Source organism: Actinoallomurus sp. NBC_01490 (assembly GCF_036227085.1).
GTDB lineage: Bacteria > Actinomycetota > Actinomycetes > Streptosporangiales > Streptosporangiaceae > Actinoallomurus > Actinoallomurus oryzae.
Genome location: NZ_CP109433.1, coordinates 6,793,595 through 6,809,808, shown reverse-complemented (window position 1 = coordinate 6,809,808; position 16,214 = coordinate 6,793,595). Strand labels below are relative to the sequence as shown.

The following is a 16,214-nucleotide window of genomic DNA, read 5'->3' as shown; positions in this document are numbered from 1 at the left end:
GGCGTCTACCTCCGGGGAAAGACGGTGCCGTCCAGGAGCTTGCGGGCCGTGCGGACGATGCTGGACCGCCGTACCGACGTCCCGTCGAGCTCGACCTCGACGTCCAGCCGGCCGGTGGGATGCTCGATGCTCATCGGCGCTCCCGGTGCCGGCGGCCGGGCGAGGTCGTGCCCGACGGCGCCGTCCATCAGCAGCGCGGTCGCCACCGTGACCGCGCCCAGCACGCCGATCGAGGTGTGCACGCGCAGCGGGATGAAGGTGCGCGTGCAGATCATCCCGCCCTCGCGGGGCGGCGCCACCAGCGTCGTCTTGGGGACGGAACCGGCGGACACGTCACCCAGCCCCATCAGCCTCCCGGCTCGCAGCCGCAGCGACTGGATCCGCTCGCGCAGTGCCGCGTCGGCCGCCAGTTCGTCGGCGGCCTCATGGCCGGTGATGCCCAGATCGGACGCCGCGGCGACGACGACGGGCATGCCGTTGTCGACGCAGGTGACCTGGACGCCGTCGACCTCGTCGCGGACGTTCCCGGTCGGCAGCAGCGCGCCGCAGGCGGAGCCCTCGGTGTTCTCGAAGTTCAGGATGATCGGGGCCGCCGTCCCGGGTACGCCGGAGATCGCGGTGTCCCCGTCGTAGCGGGGCGAGCCGCCGGGCGTGGGGAACGTCGCGGTGACGACGCCGCCGGAGTTGACCATCCGGATCCGCACACTCGTACGCTCCGGCCCGGCCGCGACCAGCCCGCGTTCGACCGCGAACGGCCCGATGCCGGCCAGGATGTTGCCGCAGTTCTGCCGGTCGGACACCGTCGGCTCGTCGACCCCGAGCTGCAGGAACAGGTAGTCGACGTCGACGCCGGGCTCACCGGCCCGGGACACGACCGCGACCTTGCTGGTCAGCGGGTGCGCGCCGCCGATGCCGTCGATCTGCCGGGGATCGGGCGTGCCCATCACCCGCAGCAGCAGCCGATCACGTTCGGCGGGGTCCGCGGGCAGGTCCTCGGCCAGGAAGTAGGCGCCCTTGGACGTCCCGCCGCGCATCACCATGCAACGGATGCCGTCGGCACACATCGCGACCCCTTCCTCGCCACAGGTCCGGGACAGGCCGAGCGTCCCGGCTCATGATGCCAATCTGGCTGCAAAATTGTCAACAATCCTGCTCGCGATCCTGGCGTCGGTGGTGGCCGCTACGAGGCCGGGTCCTGGGGTCAGCGGGGCCAGAGGCGGCCGGGCTCGTCGTCGGCGGCCTGGAGCAGCTCGTTCTGGCGCCGGGTGATCGACGCCGGGCGAACCGCCCGGAGCAGGGCGTTCGTGCAAGCGTCGTTCGCGCGGGTGACGAGCACGGCGCGGCAGATGCGGTCCGAACCCTCCTGGCCGCCGCCGAGGTCGAGCGGACGCAGCGTCAGGCCGGCCAGCTCGGGCGGGATCACGGTGGGCATGGCGTGCCAGATCGCCGTGTCGATGTCGCTGGCGAGGACCGCCGCCGGGGCGCGCACGAACGAGCAGTCGGCGAACCGCACGCTGCGTCCGGCGAAGGCCTGGCGGCTGAGGTGTTCGTGGTCGTAGGAGGAGCGGTCGATGCCCACCACGAGCGGGTCGCGCGGCGGCCGGTCACGGTGCTCGACGACGACCAGTGAGCCGGGGGAGTAGAAGGTGTTCGGCCCGAGGTCGGCGCCGAGCAGCCCGGGCAGCGTCTCGCGGTGGTGCTCCAGCGCGCCGGCCGAGGTGAGCGTCGCGTGCGCCCGCTCCTGGTGGACCTCGGTCAACCGGTTCTCCGCGCCGCGCAGGAAGTCGACGACGAGCGCCACGCCGAGGCGACGCAGTGTGTCCTGGACGACCTCGAGCGTGCCCTGCTGCTCGACGGGGCCGGGCGGCGGCATCACCAGCCGGAAGTTGCCGAGGTCGGCGGCGTTCCACAGCCGGCCGACGTCCCGGCCGACGACGATGGTGCCGTGGCGGCCGCGCGGCTCCAGCCGGACGGCGCCGTCGTCCTCCATGGCCCGCAGAGCCTTCACGACGGTGCCGGTGCCGGCTCCGGCACGCGTCTGCAGCTCGGCGAGCGTCGGGATGCGCTGGCCGACCTCGCGGGTCAGCAGCATCCGCGCGACGGCGACGACGACATCGGGTTTGGTGAAGGAGTTCGCGGTCTTCCGGGTGGTCATGGACCTCATCGTGGCTGGCGTCGTTTCCTATTCCGAGTCAAGGCCGAGCTTGCCGGGGTTGAGGAGATGACCGGGATCGAGCGCGTCCTTGATACGTCGCAGGATCTCATGTCCGCCGCCCAGTGACCGCACGACCCAGGGCTGCCGGGCGAGCCCTCCGCCGTGGTGGTGGGAGACCTCACCGTGGTGCGCCACGACGACCTTCATCGCGCGGGCCCAGATCTCCTCCAGCCGCGAGAGCGCGGCCTGATCCTCCTCGGCGCGGCCGAGGAGGATCAGATAGAGCGACGAGCCCTGGTCGTAGATGTGGGAGAAGTGGCCGAGGGTCTCCTCCGCCAGGGGGGTCAGCTCGCGCCGGAGGTCGTCGTACATCGGCTCCAGGCGGGACCAGAGGTTCGCGACCTCGATCGTCTCGGCGTACCCGCCGGGCTCGGCGAGACGTGCCTCGATGGTGGAGAAGTCGTACCGGCGGGCCATCCAGGCGTCGACCGGTTCCGTGCCGAGGCTCACGCCGCCGGCGGCCAGGACGACGTCGGCCGACGCCGCGTGCTCGGCGCGGGCGACGTCGCCGATCCCCTCGTGGCCGAGGAACAGCACCGGTGAGCCGTCCGGGCCGTGCGGCACCGCGTGACGCGCCTCGGCGGCGTCGTAGAACCGTACGAGCGCGGGGCGCAGACCGGCCTGGCCGATGGTGCGCATCACCGTGAGACCGGCCGTGACCGAGGGCAGCGTGAACGCCTCCAGCGACCGGTACGGCGACCGGGAGAAGATCTTGAGCGTCACCGCGGTGATGATGCCGAGCGTGCCCTCCGAGCCGAGGAACACGGCGCGCAGGTCCGGCCCCATCGCGGCCCTCGGCCGCTGTTCGACCTGGGCGACCGTGCCGTCGGCCAGGACCACCTGGTAGCCGACGACGAGGTCCTCGATGCCGCCGTAGCGGCTGGAGAACTGGCCGGTGGCGCGGGTGGCCAGCCAGCCGCCCACGGTGGAGCGGGCCAGCGACTGCGGCGAGTGGTTCAGCGTGTAGCCGCGCCGGTCCAGCCAGGCCTCCAGGTCGGAGCCCCGCACTCCGGCGGGCACGGTGACCGTGTGGTCGATCTCATTGAGCGACGGCTCACCGACGAGCCCGGACAGGTCGAGCACGATGCCGCCGCGCACCGGGAGCGGCTGCCCCGTCACCGACGATCCGAGGCCCCAGGGCGTGACGGGCGTCCGGTGCTCGGTCGCGGTCCGTACCGTCGCCACGACCGCCTCCACGCTGTCGGCGCGTACGACGACGTCGGGCCGGTGGGGATGCCGGCCGAGCCTGGCCCACACCGTCGCGACCGGCCACGTGTCGTGGCTGCGCGCGTCGAGTTCGGCGGCGTCGGTCCGCACCGCCTCGGTGCCGACGGCACGGCGGAGGTGCTCGACCAAGGCGGACTCAGGCATGGCGGCTCCCGGTTCGATGAGGCGGGCCTTCGATGTCGACGTGCCTGCGGACGAGGCACGCCAGGCAGCTAATACTCAACTTTCTGAGTTGTCAAGCAGATGCCGATCGGTGGAAAAAACCGACATCAGCCCAGTACTTGACACTGGCAGAAGGGGGTTCCTACAGTCCGGTAATCAGTTTTCTGATCGAACACAGCCAACGAGGAGTCAGGCCGATGAGCGCTCTCCTGCTCGAGGCACGGGGCATCGTCAAACGGTTCGGGGCGGTCGAGGCCCTACGGGGCGCCGCCTTCTCCGTACGTCCGGGCGAGGTCGTCGCCCTCATGGGTGACAACGGGGCGGGCAAGAGCACGCTCATCAAGACCATCTGCGGCGTCCACGCCCCGGACGCCGGCCAGGTGATGCTCGGCGGCCGGCGGATCGACGGCCTCCCGCCACGGGAGATCCAGGCGCTCGGCGTCCAGACCGTCTACCAGGACCTGGCGCTGGCACCGGATCTCGACACGGCCGCCAACCTCTACCTCGGCCGCGAGCTGCCCGCCCCCGGGCTGCTCGGGAGGCTCGGGGTGCTGGCGAAGAAGGCCATGGCGGAGCACGCCGAACGGGTCCTCAAGGACCTGAAGGTGTCGATCAAGGATTCGTCCGCGCCGGTCGCGACGCTGTCCGGAGGTCAGCGGCAGAGCGTCGCGGTCGCCCGCGCGGTGACCTGGGCCGACCGCCTCGTCGTGATGGACGAGCCCACGGCCGCCCTCGGCGTGCCCCAGACCCGCGCGGTGCTCGACCTGATCCGCACCGTCCGCGACTCGGGCCGGTCCGTGGTCCTCATCAGCCACAGCCTGCCCGACGTCATGGCGGTCTCCGACCGGATCGAGGTGCTCCGGCTCGGCCGCCGCGTCGCCCGGTTCGTCACCGCCGAGACCGATGAGGAGCAGGTCGTCGGCGCGATGACCGGCGCGTTCACCCAGGAGGAGGCCGCATGAGCGAGCGAATCAACGAACACGCGAGCCTGGTCACTCCTCCGATGAAGGAGGAGTCATGACCACCCGTACCTCGGCTCCCACCGCGCCCGGTCAGAGTCGTCCCCGGCGGCGCCGGCTCCTGCTCGGGTCGGCGACCGACATCACCGCCATCCTGCTGATCATCGTGGTGGTGTTCTCGGTCAGCGACGTGGGCTCGTTCCTGACGCTGGAGAACCTCAGCAACATCCTCATCAGCGCCTCCCTGCTGATCGTGATGGGCGTGGGCGCGACCTTCGTCCTGATCACCGGTGGGGTCGACCTGTCCGTCGGCTCGGTGCTCGTCTTCTCCGGAGTGGTCTCCGGGATGGTCATGCGGGCGATGGGCGGGCAGGGCGTCGGCGTCAGCCTGGTCGGCGTGCTCGTCGCGGTCGCGGCGGGCACCGCGTGGGGGATCGTCAACGGCTTGGTGGTCACCCGACTCCGGGTGCCCCCGCTGATCGCCACGCTGGGCTCGTTCGGCGCGGCGCAGGGGCTCGCGCAGGTGCTCAGCGACGGCAACGACCTCAAGGACATCCCGAACGAGCTCGTCGACACCCTCGGCGTCGGCCGTCTCGCCGGCGTGCCGTACCTCGTCCTCGTCGCGCTGGTCATCGCGCTGCTCGGCGGTGTGGTACTCGCGATCACCCGGTACGGCCGGCGGACGTACGCGATCGGCTCCAACGCCGAGGCGGCGCGCCGGGCCGGCATCAACGTGGACCGGCACCTGCTGAGCGTGTACGCGCTGGCGGGCACCCTCGCCGGCCTCGCCGGGATCCTCAGCTACGCCGAGTTCGGCTCGACCACCCTGTCGGGGCACGCGACCGACAACCTCAACGTCATCGCCGCGGTCGTCATCGGGGGCACCAGCCTGTTCGGCGGCGTCGGCACCGTCTTCGGCAGCGTCATCGGCGCGCTCATCCCCGCGGTCCTGTCCAACGGCCTGGTGATCGTCGGCCTCAACTCCTTCTGGCGCGACTTCGCCGTCGGCGTCGTCCTCGTCGTCGCCGTCTACCTCGACCAGCTACGACGACGCCACCGCGCCGCGGGCTGACCGCACCACCACACCGGTCTCGAGAAAGGAACCCCCATGCGCGTACGCAGCGGAATGGCCGCGGCGCTCGCCCTGGCAGCCGCCACCGCCGGGCTGGCCGCCTGCGGCTCCGGCGGCGCCTCCCGGGCCAAGGCCCCGTTCAAGATCGCATTCGTTCCCGGTGTCGCCAACGACGCCTACTATGGCTCGGTGGCCTGCGGAATCCAGGCCGCCGCCAAGAAGACCGGGTCGAGCGTGAAGGTCCAGGCGCCCAAGTCGTTCACGCCCGCCGACCAGGTGCCCATCGTCCAGGCGGTCATCGCCACGAAACCCGACGTCATCATCATCGCCCCCACCGACAGCAAGGCCCTGTACGCCCCGCTCAAGCGGGCCACCAGCCAGGGCATCAAGGTCGTGCTCGTCGACACGACCCTCCAGGACCCCTCACTGGCCGAGGCCCAGGTCACCTCCGACAACGTCGAGGCGGGCAAGGTCGCCGCGCAGACGCTGGTGAAGCTGCTCGGCGGCCGGCAGGGCTCGGTGCTCACCGTCAACCTCTCGGCCGGCGTCACCACGACCGACGACCGCGCCAAGGGCTTCGCCCAGGGGCTCGCGGCGGCGTCGAAGCTGAGGTACCTCGGCCAGCAGTACTCCAACAACAGCGTGCAGACCGCCGCCTCCATCGTGTCCGGGACCCTGGCGAAACACCCCGACCTGGCCGGCGTGTTCTCCACCGCCGCGTTCAACACCGAGGGGACCGTCTCGGCGCTGAAGTCGGCGAACAAGAGCAGCGCGGTCACCGTCGTCGGGTTCGACGCGAACCCGCCGGGGATCAAGCAGATCCAGGACGGCCAGGTCGCCGCGCAGGTCGTGCTCAAGCCCTACGACGAGGGCGTCGCCGCCGCCACCGAGGCGGTCAACGCGCTCACCGGCGCCCCCGTGCGGAAGAAGACCGAGACCGGCGCCCTGGTCGCCACCAAGGACAACCTGCAGACCCCCGAGGTGAAGAAGTACCTCTACAGCTTCACCTGCCCGGCGGGCTGACACCGCCGATCGGCCCCGCGGCCGGACGGCCGCCCGTGACACTGGAGAAAGGCATCGATGGACTCCCGAACCGGTAAGAAGATCCGGCTGGGCCGGCTGCTGTCCCCCGCGACCGGCCGGAGCGTGGTGGTGGCCGCCTCGCACGGCGTGATGAGCGGTCCGCCGGCCGGGCTGCGCACCACCGCCGAGATGCGGTCGGTCTTCGGCGAACTCGACGCCGCCGACGGCGTGATGGTGACGCCCGGCATGCTGCCGCTCCTTGAGGACTTCTACGTCGGCCGGGGCCGGCCCGCGCCGGTCCTGCACCTGGACTGGAAGAACCACGGCAGGCGGATCTACACGCCGGGAGCGGACGGCCGGAGCGAGGGCGTCCTGGCCCAGCTCGCCACGCTGGAGGAGGTGGCCGCCGCGGGGATCGACGCCGTGATGACCTACCTCTACATCGGCCAGCGGGACAGCCGCCTCGAACGCGACGAGATCGAGCGCAACGCCCGCATCGTACGAGACGCGGCGAAGGCGGGGATCGGCGTCATCATCGAGCCGCGCTCCGCCCTGGAGAGCGAGGGCGCGGAGCACCTCTCCACCGATGTGCTCTCGCTGTACTGCCGGATCTCGGCCGACATCGGCGCCGACCTGGTCAAGGTGGTCTGGAACGGATCGGTGGACGACTTCACCCCGGTGGTGGAGGGCTGCCCCGCACCGGTGCTCGTCGCCGGTGGTCCCGGCGGTGACGACGCCCTGTCCACGCTGCGTCTCGCGCACGACTCGATCGCGGCCGGCGCGGCCGGCGTGATGTTCGGCCGCCGGGTGTTCCGCGCGGAGCGTCCCGCGGCGATCCTGGAGGCACTGCGCGACATCGTCCACGAAGGCCGGAGCGTCGAGCAGGCCGCGGCCCGCCTCTGAGCGCACGCGCGGAACCGGACCAGGAAAGGAGAGGTCTGTGCTGCTCATCGTCGGTGAGGCCATCGTGGCCTACCAGCGCGACCTGGGAGCCGGTGGCACAGACACCGGGCAGGCGTTCACCGGCCCGTGGGCCAGCGGTTCTCCGGCGATCGCGGCGTACGTCGCCGCCGGGCTCGGCGTGGACACGCGGTTCGTCGGAGGCGTCGGCGCGGACGAGCGCGGACAGGTGATGAGGCGCGCCTTCGAGCGCACCGGCGTCGGGCTGGAGGGCCTCCGGGTGGTCTCCGGCCTGAGAACCGCCAGCGCGCGCATCACCTATCGCGGCGACGCGCACCGCGAGTTCGACTTCGACGTACGCGGCACGGCCGCCGGCGCCGTACGCGAGGCCGACCTCGGCACGCTGCCGGAGCACGCGGACTGGGTGCACCTGTCCGGCTCGGCCCTGGTCTTCGGCGATCCGCTGGCCTCGACCGCGCTGGCCGCCTTCGACCGGGCGCGGCGCGCCGGGGCGCGTACCTCCGTCGACCCGAACGTACGCCCGGAGGCGCTCGACGAGGGCGCGCGGACGGCGCTCGTCGAGGCCATCGGCCACGCCGACGTCCTGCTGCCGAGCGAGGGGGAGATGGAGGCGCTCGGGCTGGACCCCGGCCGCATCGCCGAATCCGGCACGACGGTGTGCACGACCTACGGGCCCGGCGGCGCCGAAGTGCGCGAGCGGGGGAGCACGACGCGTCTGGACGCCGTTCCGGTGGAGGTCGTGGACGCCGACGGCGCGGGCGACACGTTCGCCGCCGCCTTCATCGCGGCCAGTATCGCCGGTGCGTCCCCGGTGGCCGCGGCCGGTGCGGGCGTACGGGTCGCGGCGCACGTGATCGGCGTCGAGGGACCGATGACCGCCGACCTGGACCCGGGGCTGCTGGACGGACCCGCGCCGGTGCGCCGGTGACCGGCTCGCTGGTGTGCGTGAGCCTCGCGCCGTCGCTGGACCGGTACCTGCGGCTTCCGAGGCTCGCCGTCGGAGCGGTCAACCGTCCGTCCTCGGTGGTCGAACGCGCCGGCGGCAAGGGCCTGAACGTCGCCCGCACGGCCCGCGCCCTGGGCGTACCGGTGCGCTCGCTCGTGCTGGCCGGCGGCGGCACCGGCGAGAGGCTCCGCCGGCTGGCCGAGGCGGAGGGCCTCGCGGTGACCTGGGTGGACGGCGGGGCCGAGACGCGGCAGTGCTCGTGCCTGCTCGACGAGACGACCGGAGAGCTGACCGAGGTCTACGAGCCGGTCCGGCCGGTGTTCGAGCCCATCTGGCCGCGTTTCGTCCGCGCCGCCGAGGACGCGTTCGCGGCGCTGGGCCACGATGACGTCGTGGTCGTCTCCGGCCGGGTGCCCGCGGGCATGCCGGCCGACGCTCTGGGGTTCGTCGTCGGCCGGGCGCGCTCGGCCGGAGCGGAGGTGCTCGTCGACTCCGACGGCCCCCACGTACGCGGCGCGATCGAGGCCGGGCCCGATCTGCTCAAGGTCAACCACGCCGAGGCCGCGCGCGCCGCCGGCCACCGCGAACCGGACCCGTGGGCGGCGGCCGGCGCACTCCGGCGCGCGGGCGCGCGCTCGGTCGTCGTCACGCTCGGCGGGCGGGGAGCGGTCTGCCTGGGCCCGGACGGCGAACGGCTGACGGTGGTCCACGACCCGGTACCCGACCCGCTGCCGGTGGGCAGCGGAGACGCCTTCACGGCGGGATGGGCGGCCGCCCGGCTCGGCGCGTTCGGCCGGGAGCCGGCACGGCACGGGAACATCACCGACCGGCTGCGCCTGGCCACGGCCACCGCCCGCGCCAACACCCGAGTGTTGGAGGCGGGGGACGTGACCGCCGAGGCCGTCGCGGGCGAACTCGGCGAGGTGCGCCTGACCCGATGACGGACCGTCCCCGCGCGTGCGGCCGTGGACGTCCGGGCCGGTGACCCGGACGCCCCGCCTCCCGCCGATGGCCCGAGGCGGAGGCGAGGTCCTACCGGCCCGTCGGGGAGAGCGGGCCGCCGGCGAGCGAGAAGGCGCTGAACTCCGCCAGTCCGGGACTGCCCGCGGCGCGGCTGCAGCCGAACACGCCGACGTCCTGGTTCGCGGCGGCTCGCGGGACCGTGGCCTGGCCCAGCCGCGTCCAGGTGTTCCCGTCGGCGGAGTAGGCGGCGGTGTAGGTGGTGCCGTCGCGGGTCAGCCGCAGCCATACCGGCGACGGGGCGGTCGCCCCGCTCTTGATCGTGTGGTCGATGTAGCCGTTGCCGTCGGCGTCCCAGCCGAACGAGACGCCGTGCCCGGGTGTGCGGTTGAGCTCGACATAGCCGGGGGAGGAGCCGGCCGCGGTCAGGTCGTCGCGCACCATGAGCCCGGCCTTGGCGAAGTCGTCCACCGGTTCCTGGTAGTCGACGCGGACCGTCGCCTGGCCGTGGTCGGTGAACGCGCCGGGCCGGTACACGGTGCCGTACTCGTCGGCGTGGCCGTCCTGCCAGGTGTCGGCGCCGGCGGCGAGGACGCCGAGCCGGTCGCCGGCCTGCATGAAGTGGGCGTCGGTGGAGGCGAAGGTATGCCACGGCGCGGCCGGCGGCGCGGCGAGCAGCTGGAAGGTACGCGGCTGCGCCTCGGTGTCGCCGTCCACGACCGCGCGTACCAGTCCGGGCTGTAGGGCGGCCAGGCCGTCCAGGTGCCCGCGCAGCGTGACGTGCACGGTCGTGGAGCCGCCCGCGGGCACGGTGAACGGCGTGTCGCCGCCGGTCACGGTGAATCCGTCCGGTGGCGTGACGACCAGGCGCCCGTGGGTGCGCCGGTGGCCGGTGTCGTCGATGGTCACGGCCAGCTCGGCGTCGTCACCCGGCTGCAGGACCGGCAGCGGACGGATCCGGATCGGTGCGAACATGACCCGCCACCCCAGCTTCGGCTCCCGCCAGTAGGTCTGCAGGCCCTTGTTGTGGAAGCCGGGCACGGCGACGGGCGTGCTGCCGTCGGGGTCGAGCATGAACTCGGTGGAGGTCCAGTACATCTGGCCGAGGAGATGCGGTCGCCGGTCGAGCAGCCGGTTGTAGCCGTCGATGAGCAGGCCCTGGTAGTACTCGGTGCCCTTGCCGTAGCCGAGGTGTCCCTTGACCGCCTCGGCGCCGTACTCGCTCAGCACCATGGGTTTGCCGCCGTCCATCGCCGCGATCGCGTCCAGCGTGTCGTCGACGTCGTCGATGGCTCCGTAGTACCAGCCGTCGTAGTCGTTGACGCTGATCAGATCGTCGTAGGCGTAGGCCTTGTCGGCCGTGTGCCAGGCGGTGACGTGAGTGAACAGCCTGCTGTCGTCGAGCGCCCTGCCCTGGGCGATGGTCTGCCGGACGTACTGCGCGCCCTGCGTGGAGTCGGTGCCGTTCTCGTTGCCGACGGACCAGGCGATGATGCTCGGATGGCCGCGGTCACGCCGGATCATCCCGGTCAGCTGCGAGGTGCCGAACGCCACCATCTCCGGGCTGGACAGCGCGGTGGCGTCGTACCGCTGGGTGACGTTGACCTCCTCGATGACCAGGAGGCCGAGACGGTCGGCCGCGGCGAGCTCGCCGGGGGTGGTGGGATAGTGCGCCGGCCGGAAGATGCGGAACCCCTTGTCGCGCAGCTGCCGCAGTTCGCGGTAGGCGAGCCCGTCGGGTTGGGCGCGGCCCAGCCCCGGATAGTCGGTGTGCCGGTTGAAGCCGTGCAGGTCCGCCACGGGCCTGCCGTTGAGCAGCACGTCCTGGCCCCGGGTGGTGACGTCGCGGAAGCCGGTGTGTTCGGTGAGCCGGTGCCCGGCGCCGTGGAGCGGTCGCAGGTCGACGGTGTACAGCGTCGGATGGTCGAGGTCCCACAGCCGTGGCCGGTCGAGGTGGAGTGTGATCGGCGTTCCGTCGGCCTGGGGGACGCCGGGCGGCAGCGTCGTGGTGACCTGCCGCGAAGGCAGTGCGACACGGCCGTCCGGGCCCCGTACGGTGACCGTGGCGTCGACGCGTTGAGCGCGGCCGGTCGCGTTGGTCCCGCTGGGCCGCAGGGTCAGCGTGCCGTCCGCGGCCCCCTGCGCGGTGAAGCCGCGCAACGCCGCCGGCGCGGTCCGTTCGAGGTGGACGTCGGCGAGGATGCCGCCCCAGTTCCAGTACAGCTGTGCGTTGACGGCGAACTCCTCGGCCGCCCGGTTGTCGACGATGGCCGCCACCGTGTTCGCCCCGGCGCGCAGGTGGTCGGTGACGTCGAACCGGGCGGGCAGGTACCCGCCGGTGGTCGTGCCCACCGGTTCTCCGTTGACGAACACCCGGCAGGACCAGTAACAGGAGTCGAACACCAGCGTGGTCCGCTCGCCGTTCGCCTTCCGCGGCACGTCGACGGTGCGCCGGTAGACGCCGACCAGGCCGTTGTCGTCGTTCCACCGGGCGCGGACCGCGCCGAACGAGTCGGGCACCAGCACGGTGGTCAGCGCCGGGTCGTCGAATCCGGGCCGTACCGCGGGCGGGCGGTCTCCCTCCAGCGCGCCGTCGGGAAGCTCCGCGGCGGAGGCGAACGCCCAGCCTCCGTCGAGCGACACCGACTCCGGCGCGGCCGCCGGCCGGTGGGTCACCACGGTGATCGTCGTGGTCGCGACGCCCTTCGGCGTGTCCGCCTCGGCCCGCAGGACGTGGCGCCCGGGCGGGAACCAGCCGGCGTCCGTGGCGGTCCGCCAGATCGGCGGCAGGCCCGTACCCTTCGCGTACTGGTCCGTGAGCTCGGCGAACGCGATGTCGTCCATCGAGAGGCGCACGGCCGTGGTGCCGGCCGGCGCGGTCACCTCGACGTCGGTGAGGCCGCTCAGGTCGTGCGGCGTGGGCTGGACGAACCGGAGCTGCCCGGCCGGCCGCGCCGACGCCCGAGGTACGGCGGCCGGCACGGTGAGCAGCGCGGCGATCGACACGAGCGCCCAGCGGCGTGGACGGCGGGTCGGCTTCATGGTTCCCTCCGGGGAATGCGTCGCCGGCCGTTACCGGGCGGGTCCGAGCAGCAGGGCGTTGAACTTCCACCAGTCCTGGCCGGCGGAGAAGACGAGGTCGACCGTGCGTCCCCCGGTGCCGCCGTCGAGCTCCGCGGTGGACCACTGGAACCGGCCCGGCGGCAGGTCGTCCTCCTGGGCGAGGATCCGCTTGCCGTCCACGCTCACCTCGGTGCTCTGCGCGGCGTAGGACTGGTCGCCGACCAGCAGGTAGAGCGTATGCCGGCCCGCGGGGACCTGAAGGCGCAAGGTCGCGGTGTCCGTACTGGGCAGCTCGAGCAGGTCCCGTCGCAGGTCGTCGGGTGCGCCGCGGTCCCGCGCCTGCGGAGCCGCGCCGACCCAGCCGTAGCCCGCCGTCGCGTCCCAGGCCGTGTCCGGCGACAGGCGCCGGTACCCGGGCGCCACGGGGCCGGCCGCGGTGCCCGCGTCCAGGGCCAGCACGGCCTTTCCGGGATCGGGCAGGGTGAGCACGTCCGCGGACGCCTGCTCGTCGCCGGTGACCTTTCCGCCCCGGGCCGACCAGTGGGCCTCGCCGGTGAGCCGGCCGGCCGACACGTCGTCCGGCGCCGTGACCTCCCAGCGTGCGGAGGCGGCGGCCCCCGCGCCCAGCCGCCCGGCCGTGGTCGGCGAGACGGGCCGTACGGTCCAGCCGTCGGGCGCGGTCAGGTCCATCCGGGCATCGACGTCGGGCAGGGTGGCGCGGTTGGTGAAGGTCGCCGTCACCTCCTGGGTCTGTCCCGGCTCGAACGCCGGCCGGTCGACCTGGAGCGAGAGGCTCGGCTTCACGGTCGTCACCGGGCGCGGATCGCCGGCCTCGCGGGCGTTCCCTCCGCTCCGGTACGCGACGGACGCCCGCAGCGCGTACGACGCGGGCGGCTCGGCGCCGACCGACAGGCGGAACCTCGCGGTGGCCGTGCCGCCCGCGGCGACCGTGGACATCGGTGATCCGTCCACCGGGGTCGCCGTCACCCCGGCCGGGGTGTCCAGCCGCATCCGCACGTCATGGACCGGTTTCGCCGTCCCGTTGCGGAACGTCGCGGTGAGGGTCGTGGCGCTGCCCGGGCCCAGCCGGTCCGGTGCGCCGAGCTGCACCGAGGAGGTGTCCGGGTCGGCACCTCCCACCGCGGTGGTGCCGGTCAGGTCGAGGGCGAACGCGCCGCCGGTGCCGATGGGCGGCGTCTTCACGCGGACCACGCCGCCGCGGTCGCCGGAGTCGTAGTACCAGCCGGACCCGGCGGCCCGGTAGGCGGCCTCGCTGGTGTACTCGCGCAACCGGGGCCGGCCGGCGGCACCGCGCAGCAGGACCTGGGCGGGCCGGCTGCCGGTGTGCACGGTGAGCTGGTACGCCCGCGCCGCGGGCCTGCCGGTGTACTCGCCGACGCTGGGCCCGACGTTCACGGTGACCCCGCCGCGTCCCCGCCGGGGCGCGGAGACGCCGACGGTCTGGGTGGCCGCCGCGCCGTTCTGGTACGCGCGGGTCCTCCCGTCGTCCTCGTACAGCGTGAAGCCGCCGTGTCCCTGTGGGTAGATGTCAAGGTCGAGCCGGCCGGTGTCCCGGTCGGCCCAGTCGGTGGTGCCCTCGGGCCACATCGGTATCGCCGCTCCGGCGCGGACGAACAGCGGCAGCCGGTCGAGCGGCGCCGAGTAGCCGTTGACGGTCACCGGTCCCTCGTAGAGGCGGCCGGTCCAGTAGTCGACCCACGTGCCCTTGGGAAGGTAGATCGCGTCCCGGACGCCGGTGTCGGAGTACACCGGCGCGACGAGAAAGTCGGTGCCGGACAGGAACTCGTGCGCCGCCAGATCCGTGAAGGCGTTCGGATCGTCCGGGTACTCCAGCGCGAGCGGCCGGACCATGCCGACGCCCGTCTGGTGCGCCTCGTGGGCATAGGTGTAGAAGTACGGCAGCAGCCGCTCTCGCAGCTGGATGTACCGCTTGTCGATGGAGGTGTACGGCTCGCCGTAGCGCCACGGCTGCTTGTCCGAGGACGCCCACCCGTCCATGGTCATCACCGCGGGCAGGAAACTCTTCCACTCCAGGTCCCGCACGTACGTCTTGGGGCTGCCGCCGAAGATGCCGTCGACGTCTCCGGTGTTGTAGGCGATGCCGGACATCGTCGACCCGGCGTACGTGGGGATCTGCCAGCGGATGTAGTCCCAGCCGCCGGACTGGTCGCCCGACCACAGCACCGACGTGCGCTGGGAGCCCGCCCAGCTCACCGGCTGCCAGACGAACCCCCGGGCGTCGCTGTTCGACTCGATGCCCTCCAGCGCGGTCTGGCCGCCGTCGAGTGCGAACCGGTAACCGGGCCCGGCCCAGCCGACGTCCAGCTTGCGCACCCGTACGCCGGCCTTCACCTCCTCGGCCTGGTTGGGCAGGCCGGTGGAGGTCCACAGCCCCAGCTCCAGGTTCCGAGCCCGTAGCCGGTCGCCGGTCTCGGCCAGGTCCTCATACCCACAGCCGTAGCCGTCGTTGACGAGCATCCAGCCCAGCGGGATGTCCCGCGAGACGTACCCGTCGGCGACGTCGATCGCATCCAGGGTGTGCCGCTCCCCACGGTTGGCGTTGTGCAGGTAGCAGTCCGAGTCGCCCATCTCCAGCCCGTACATCGGCGGCATGAACGGCCGTCCGACCAGCGCCGTGTAGTCGCCGATCACCTGTTTCGGCGTGCCGATGAAGTAGTAGCCGTCGAAGCGGCGCTCGGACTCGGTGGTGCGCACCGGGTCGGTGAAGGCGTACTGCCCGGGGGCGAAGGTGTTCCGGAACACCCCGTACCCGGCGGTGGACAGGTAGAACGGCTGGGAGTTCGGGTGCCCGCCCTCGTCCCAGTCGAAGTCGTTCGCCACCTGGATCGTCCGGCCGGTGTGCACGAAGCCGCCGTTCTGCTCCCCGCCGCCGAAGAACTGCTCACCGGGCCGGGTGGACAGCGTCTGCGTCGTCGCGGTGTCCGACCACGACAGCGGCGCCGTCTCGGCGAACACCGGTGTCCCGTCGGGACGCCGGGCCGCGAACAGCATGGGGTCCCTGCCCACCGTGAGGACCACCGCGCCGGTGGCCAACCGGACGCCCGAGCCCGTCCGGCTCACGCGCGGGTTCACCCCCGGGTAGTCGTGCTTGACCACCATGTCGGCGGCGTTCGGGTTCGCCGGATCGTCGTTCGGGTCGGTGAAGTGCCCGTCCGGTGCGGCCCAGATCCGGAACACGTCATCGGCATAGAAGATCACTCGCACCTTCGCCTCGCCCGAGGTGAAGGTCACCGTGTTCCCGTCCACGGTGAAGCCGGTCATCCGGCCGAGCGCGCCGCCGGCCGCGGAGGCCGTGCGCACCTCCGGAGCGGAGAGACCGAGGACCAGGAGGAGGGCGGTGAACAGCGTGATCATCCGTCGGCACGTCCGTGTCATTACCAGCCTCCAGCCGCCCAGACATCGGATGTATTTCGACGATCATGCGCAAATTAGATCGGAACACCGGCAGAGTCAACACAAATGCGCAGAACCGGCCACCGCGCCCCCGCTCACCGTAGGAATCCTCCGAACGGCCGCAGAATCTTGGGCCCTGACGGTTGACGGTCACGATGGTGCGTGCTCAAATTCCCTCGAAACAGCCACCATTCGCGCATAAACGCGCAGCAGGCGGGAGCACTTGTGACA

At 72.5% G+C, this 16,214-nt stretch carries 11 protein-coding genes; 6 read left to right on the top strand and 5 right to left on the bottom strand.

The window, feature by feature from the left end; genetic code table 11:
- Positions 1 to 5 precede the first annotated feature (5 nt).
- From OG417_RS31820 to OG417_RS31810, 3 genes are all read right to left on the bottom strand, one after another.
- On the bottom strand, positions 6 to 1,064 hold the full coding sequence (locus OG417_RS31820) for a 4-oxalomesaconate tautomerase (RefSeq protein ID WP_329236367.1): 1,059 nt from the start codon (positions 1,062 to 1,064) through the stop codon (positions 6 to 8).
- Between the two features lie 137 nt (positions 1,065 to 1,201).
- Positions 1,202 to 2,155, bottom strand: a complete 954-nt coding sequence (locus OG417_RS31815; protein ID WP_329236365.1) for a YhfZ family protein — start codon at positions 2,153 to 2,155, stop codon at positions 1,202 to 1,204.
- A 27-nt stretch (positions 2,156 to 2,182) separates the two neighbouring features.
- Positions 2,183 to 3,586 (bottom strand): FAD-binding oxidoreductase, encoded by a 1,404-nt coding sequence (locus tag OG417_RS31810; RefSeq protein ID WP_329236363.1) that lies wholly within the window; start codon positions 3,584 to 3,586, stop codon positions 2,183 to 2,185.
- Positions 3,587 to 3,801: 215 nt separating this feature from the next.
- On the opposite strand from OG417_RS31810, the gene OG417_RS31805 reads away from it, so the two are divergent.
- Genes OG417_RS31805 through OG417_RS31780 form a run of 6 tightly spaced genes read left to right on the top strand, consistent with a single transcriptional unit; the run spans position 3,802 to position 9,466 of the window.
- Positions 3,802 to 4,566, top strand: a complete 765-nt coding sequence (locus tag OG417_RS31805; RefSeq protein WP_329236361.1) for an ATP-binding cassette domain-containing protein — start codon at positions 3,802 to 3,804, stop codon at positions 4,564 to 4,566.
- Between the two features lie 55 nt (positions 4,567 to 4,621).
- Positions 4,622 to 5,635: an ABC transporter permease gene (locus OG417_RS31800; RefSeq protein ID WP_329236358.1), complete on the top strand. Its 1,014-nt coding sequence runs from the start codon at positions 4,622 to 4,624 to the stop codon at positions 5,633 to 5,635.
- A 36-nt stretch (positions 5,636 to 5,671) separates the two neighbouring features.
- Positions 5,672 to 6,658 carry an ABC transporter substrate-binding protein gene (locus OG417_RS31795; RefSeq protein ID WP_329236357.1) on the top strand — a complete coding sequence of 329 codons (987 nt, stop codon included), beginning with the start codon at positions 5,672 to 5,674 and terminating at the stop codon, positions 6,656 to 6,658.
- Positions 6,659 to 6,715: 57 nt separating this feature from the next.
- Positions 6,716 to 7,561, top strand: coding sequence for a class I fructose-bisphosphate aldolase (locus OG417_RS31790; protein ID WP_329236355.1), 846 nt, complete (start codon positions 6,716 to 6,718; stop codon positions 7,559 to 7,561).
- A gap of 37 nt (positions 7,562 to 7,598) precedes the next feature.
- On the top strand, positions 7,599 to 8,507 hold the full coding sequence (locus OG417_RS31785) for a carbohydrate kinase family protein (RefSeq protein WP_329236353.1): 909 nt from the start codon (positions 7,599 to 7,601) through the stop codon (positions 8,505 to 8,507).
- Positions 8,504 to 9,466 (top strand): 1-phosphofructokinase family hexose kinase, encoded by a 963-nt coding sequence (locus OG417_RS31780; protein WP_329236350.1) that lies wholly within the window; start codon positions 8,504 to 8,506, stop codon positions 9,464 to 9,466. Before OG417_RS31785 ends, OG417_RS31780 begins: the two co-directional genes overlap by 4 nt.
- Positions 9,467 to 9,557: 91 nt before the next feature.
- Here the strand turns inward: OG417_RS31780 and OG417_RS31775 are convergent, their stop codons facing one another.
- Both OG417_RS31775 and OG417_RS31770 read right to left on the bottom strand, forming a co-directional pair.
- Complete coding sequence (locus OG417_RS31775; RefSeq protein ID WP_329236348.1) at positions 9,558 to 12,527, bottom strand: glycoside hydrolase family 2 TIM barrel-domain containing protein; 2,970 nt, start codon at positions 12,525 to 12,527, stop codon at positions 9,558 to 9,560.
- Between the two features lie 30 nt (positions 12,528 to 12,557).
- A complete protein-coding gene (locus OG417_RS31770) occupies positions 12,558 to 15,944 on the bottom strand; it encodes a TIM-barrel domain-containing protein (protein WP_329236347.1) in 3,387 nt (1,128 codons plus the stop codon).
- Positions 15,945 to 16,214: the final 270 nt, after the last annotated feature.

Bases quoted from the DNA above. Each gene is read 5' to 3' on its own strand.
- OG417_RS31820 (WP_329236367.1), bottom strand. From the start codon at position 1,064: ATGTGTGCCGACGGCATCCGTTGCATGGTGATGCGCGGCGGGACGTCC.
- OG417_RS31815 (WP_329236365.1), bottom strand. From the start codon at position 2,155: ATGACCACCCGGAAGACCGCGAACTCCTTCACCAAACCCGATGTCGTC.
- OG417_RS31810 (WP_329236363.1), bottom strand. From the start codon at position 3,586: ATGCCTGAGTCCGCCTTGGTCGAGCACCTCCGCCGTGCCGTCGGCACC.
- OG417_RS31805 (WP_329236361.1), top strand. From the start codon at position 3,802: ATGAGCGCTCTCCTGCTCGAGGCACGGGGCATCGTCAAACGGTTCGGG.
- OG417_RS31800 (WP_329236358.1), top strand. From the start codon at position 4,622: ATGACCACCCGTACCTCGGCTCCCACCGCGCCCGGTCAGAGTCGTCCC.
- OG417_RS31795 (WP_329236357.1), top strand. From the start codon at position 5,672: ATGCGCGTACGCAGCGGAATGGCCGCGGCGCTCGCCCTGGCAGCCGCC.
- OG417_RS31790 (WP_329236355.1), top strand. From the start codon at position 6,716: ATGGACTCCCGAACCGGTAAGAAGATCCGGCTGGGCCGGCTGCTGTCC.
- OG417_RS31775 (WP_329236348.1), bottom strand. From the start codon at position 12,527: ATGAAGCCGACCCGCCGTCCACGCCGCTGGGCGCTCGTGTCGATCGCC.
- OG417_RS31770 (WP_329236347.1), bottom strand. From the start codon at position 15,944: ATGATCACGCTGTTCACCGCCCTCCTCCTGGTCCTCGGTCTCTCCGCT.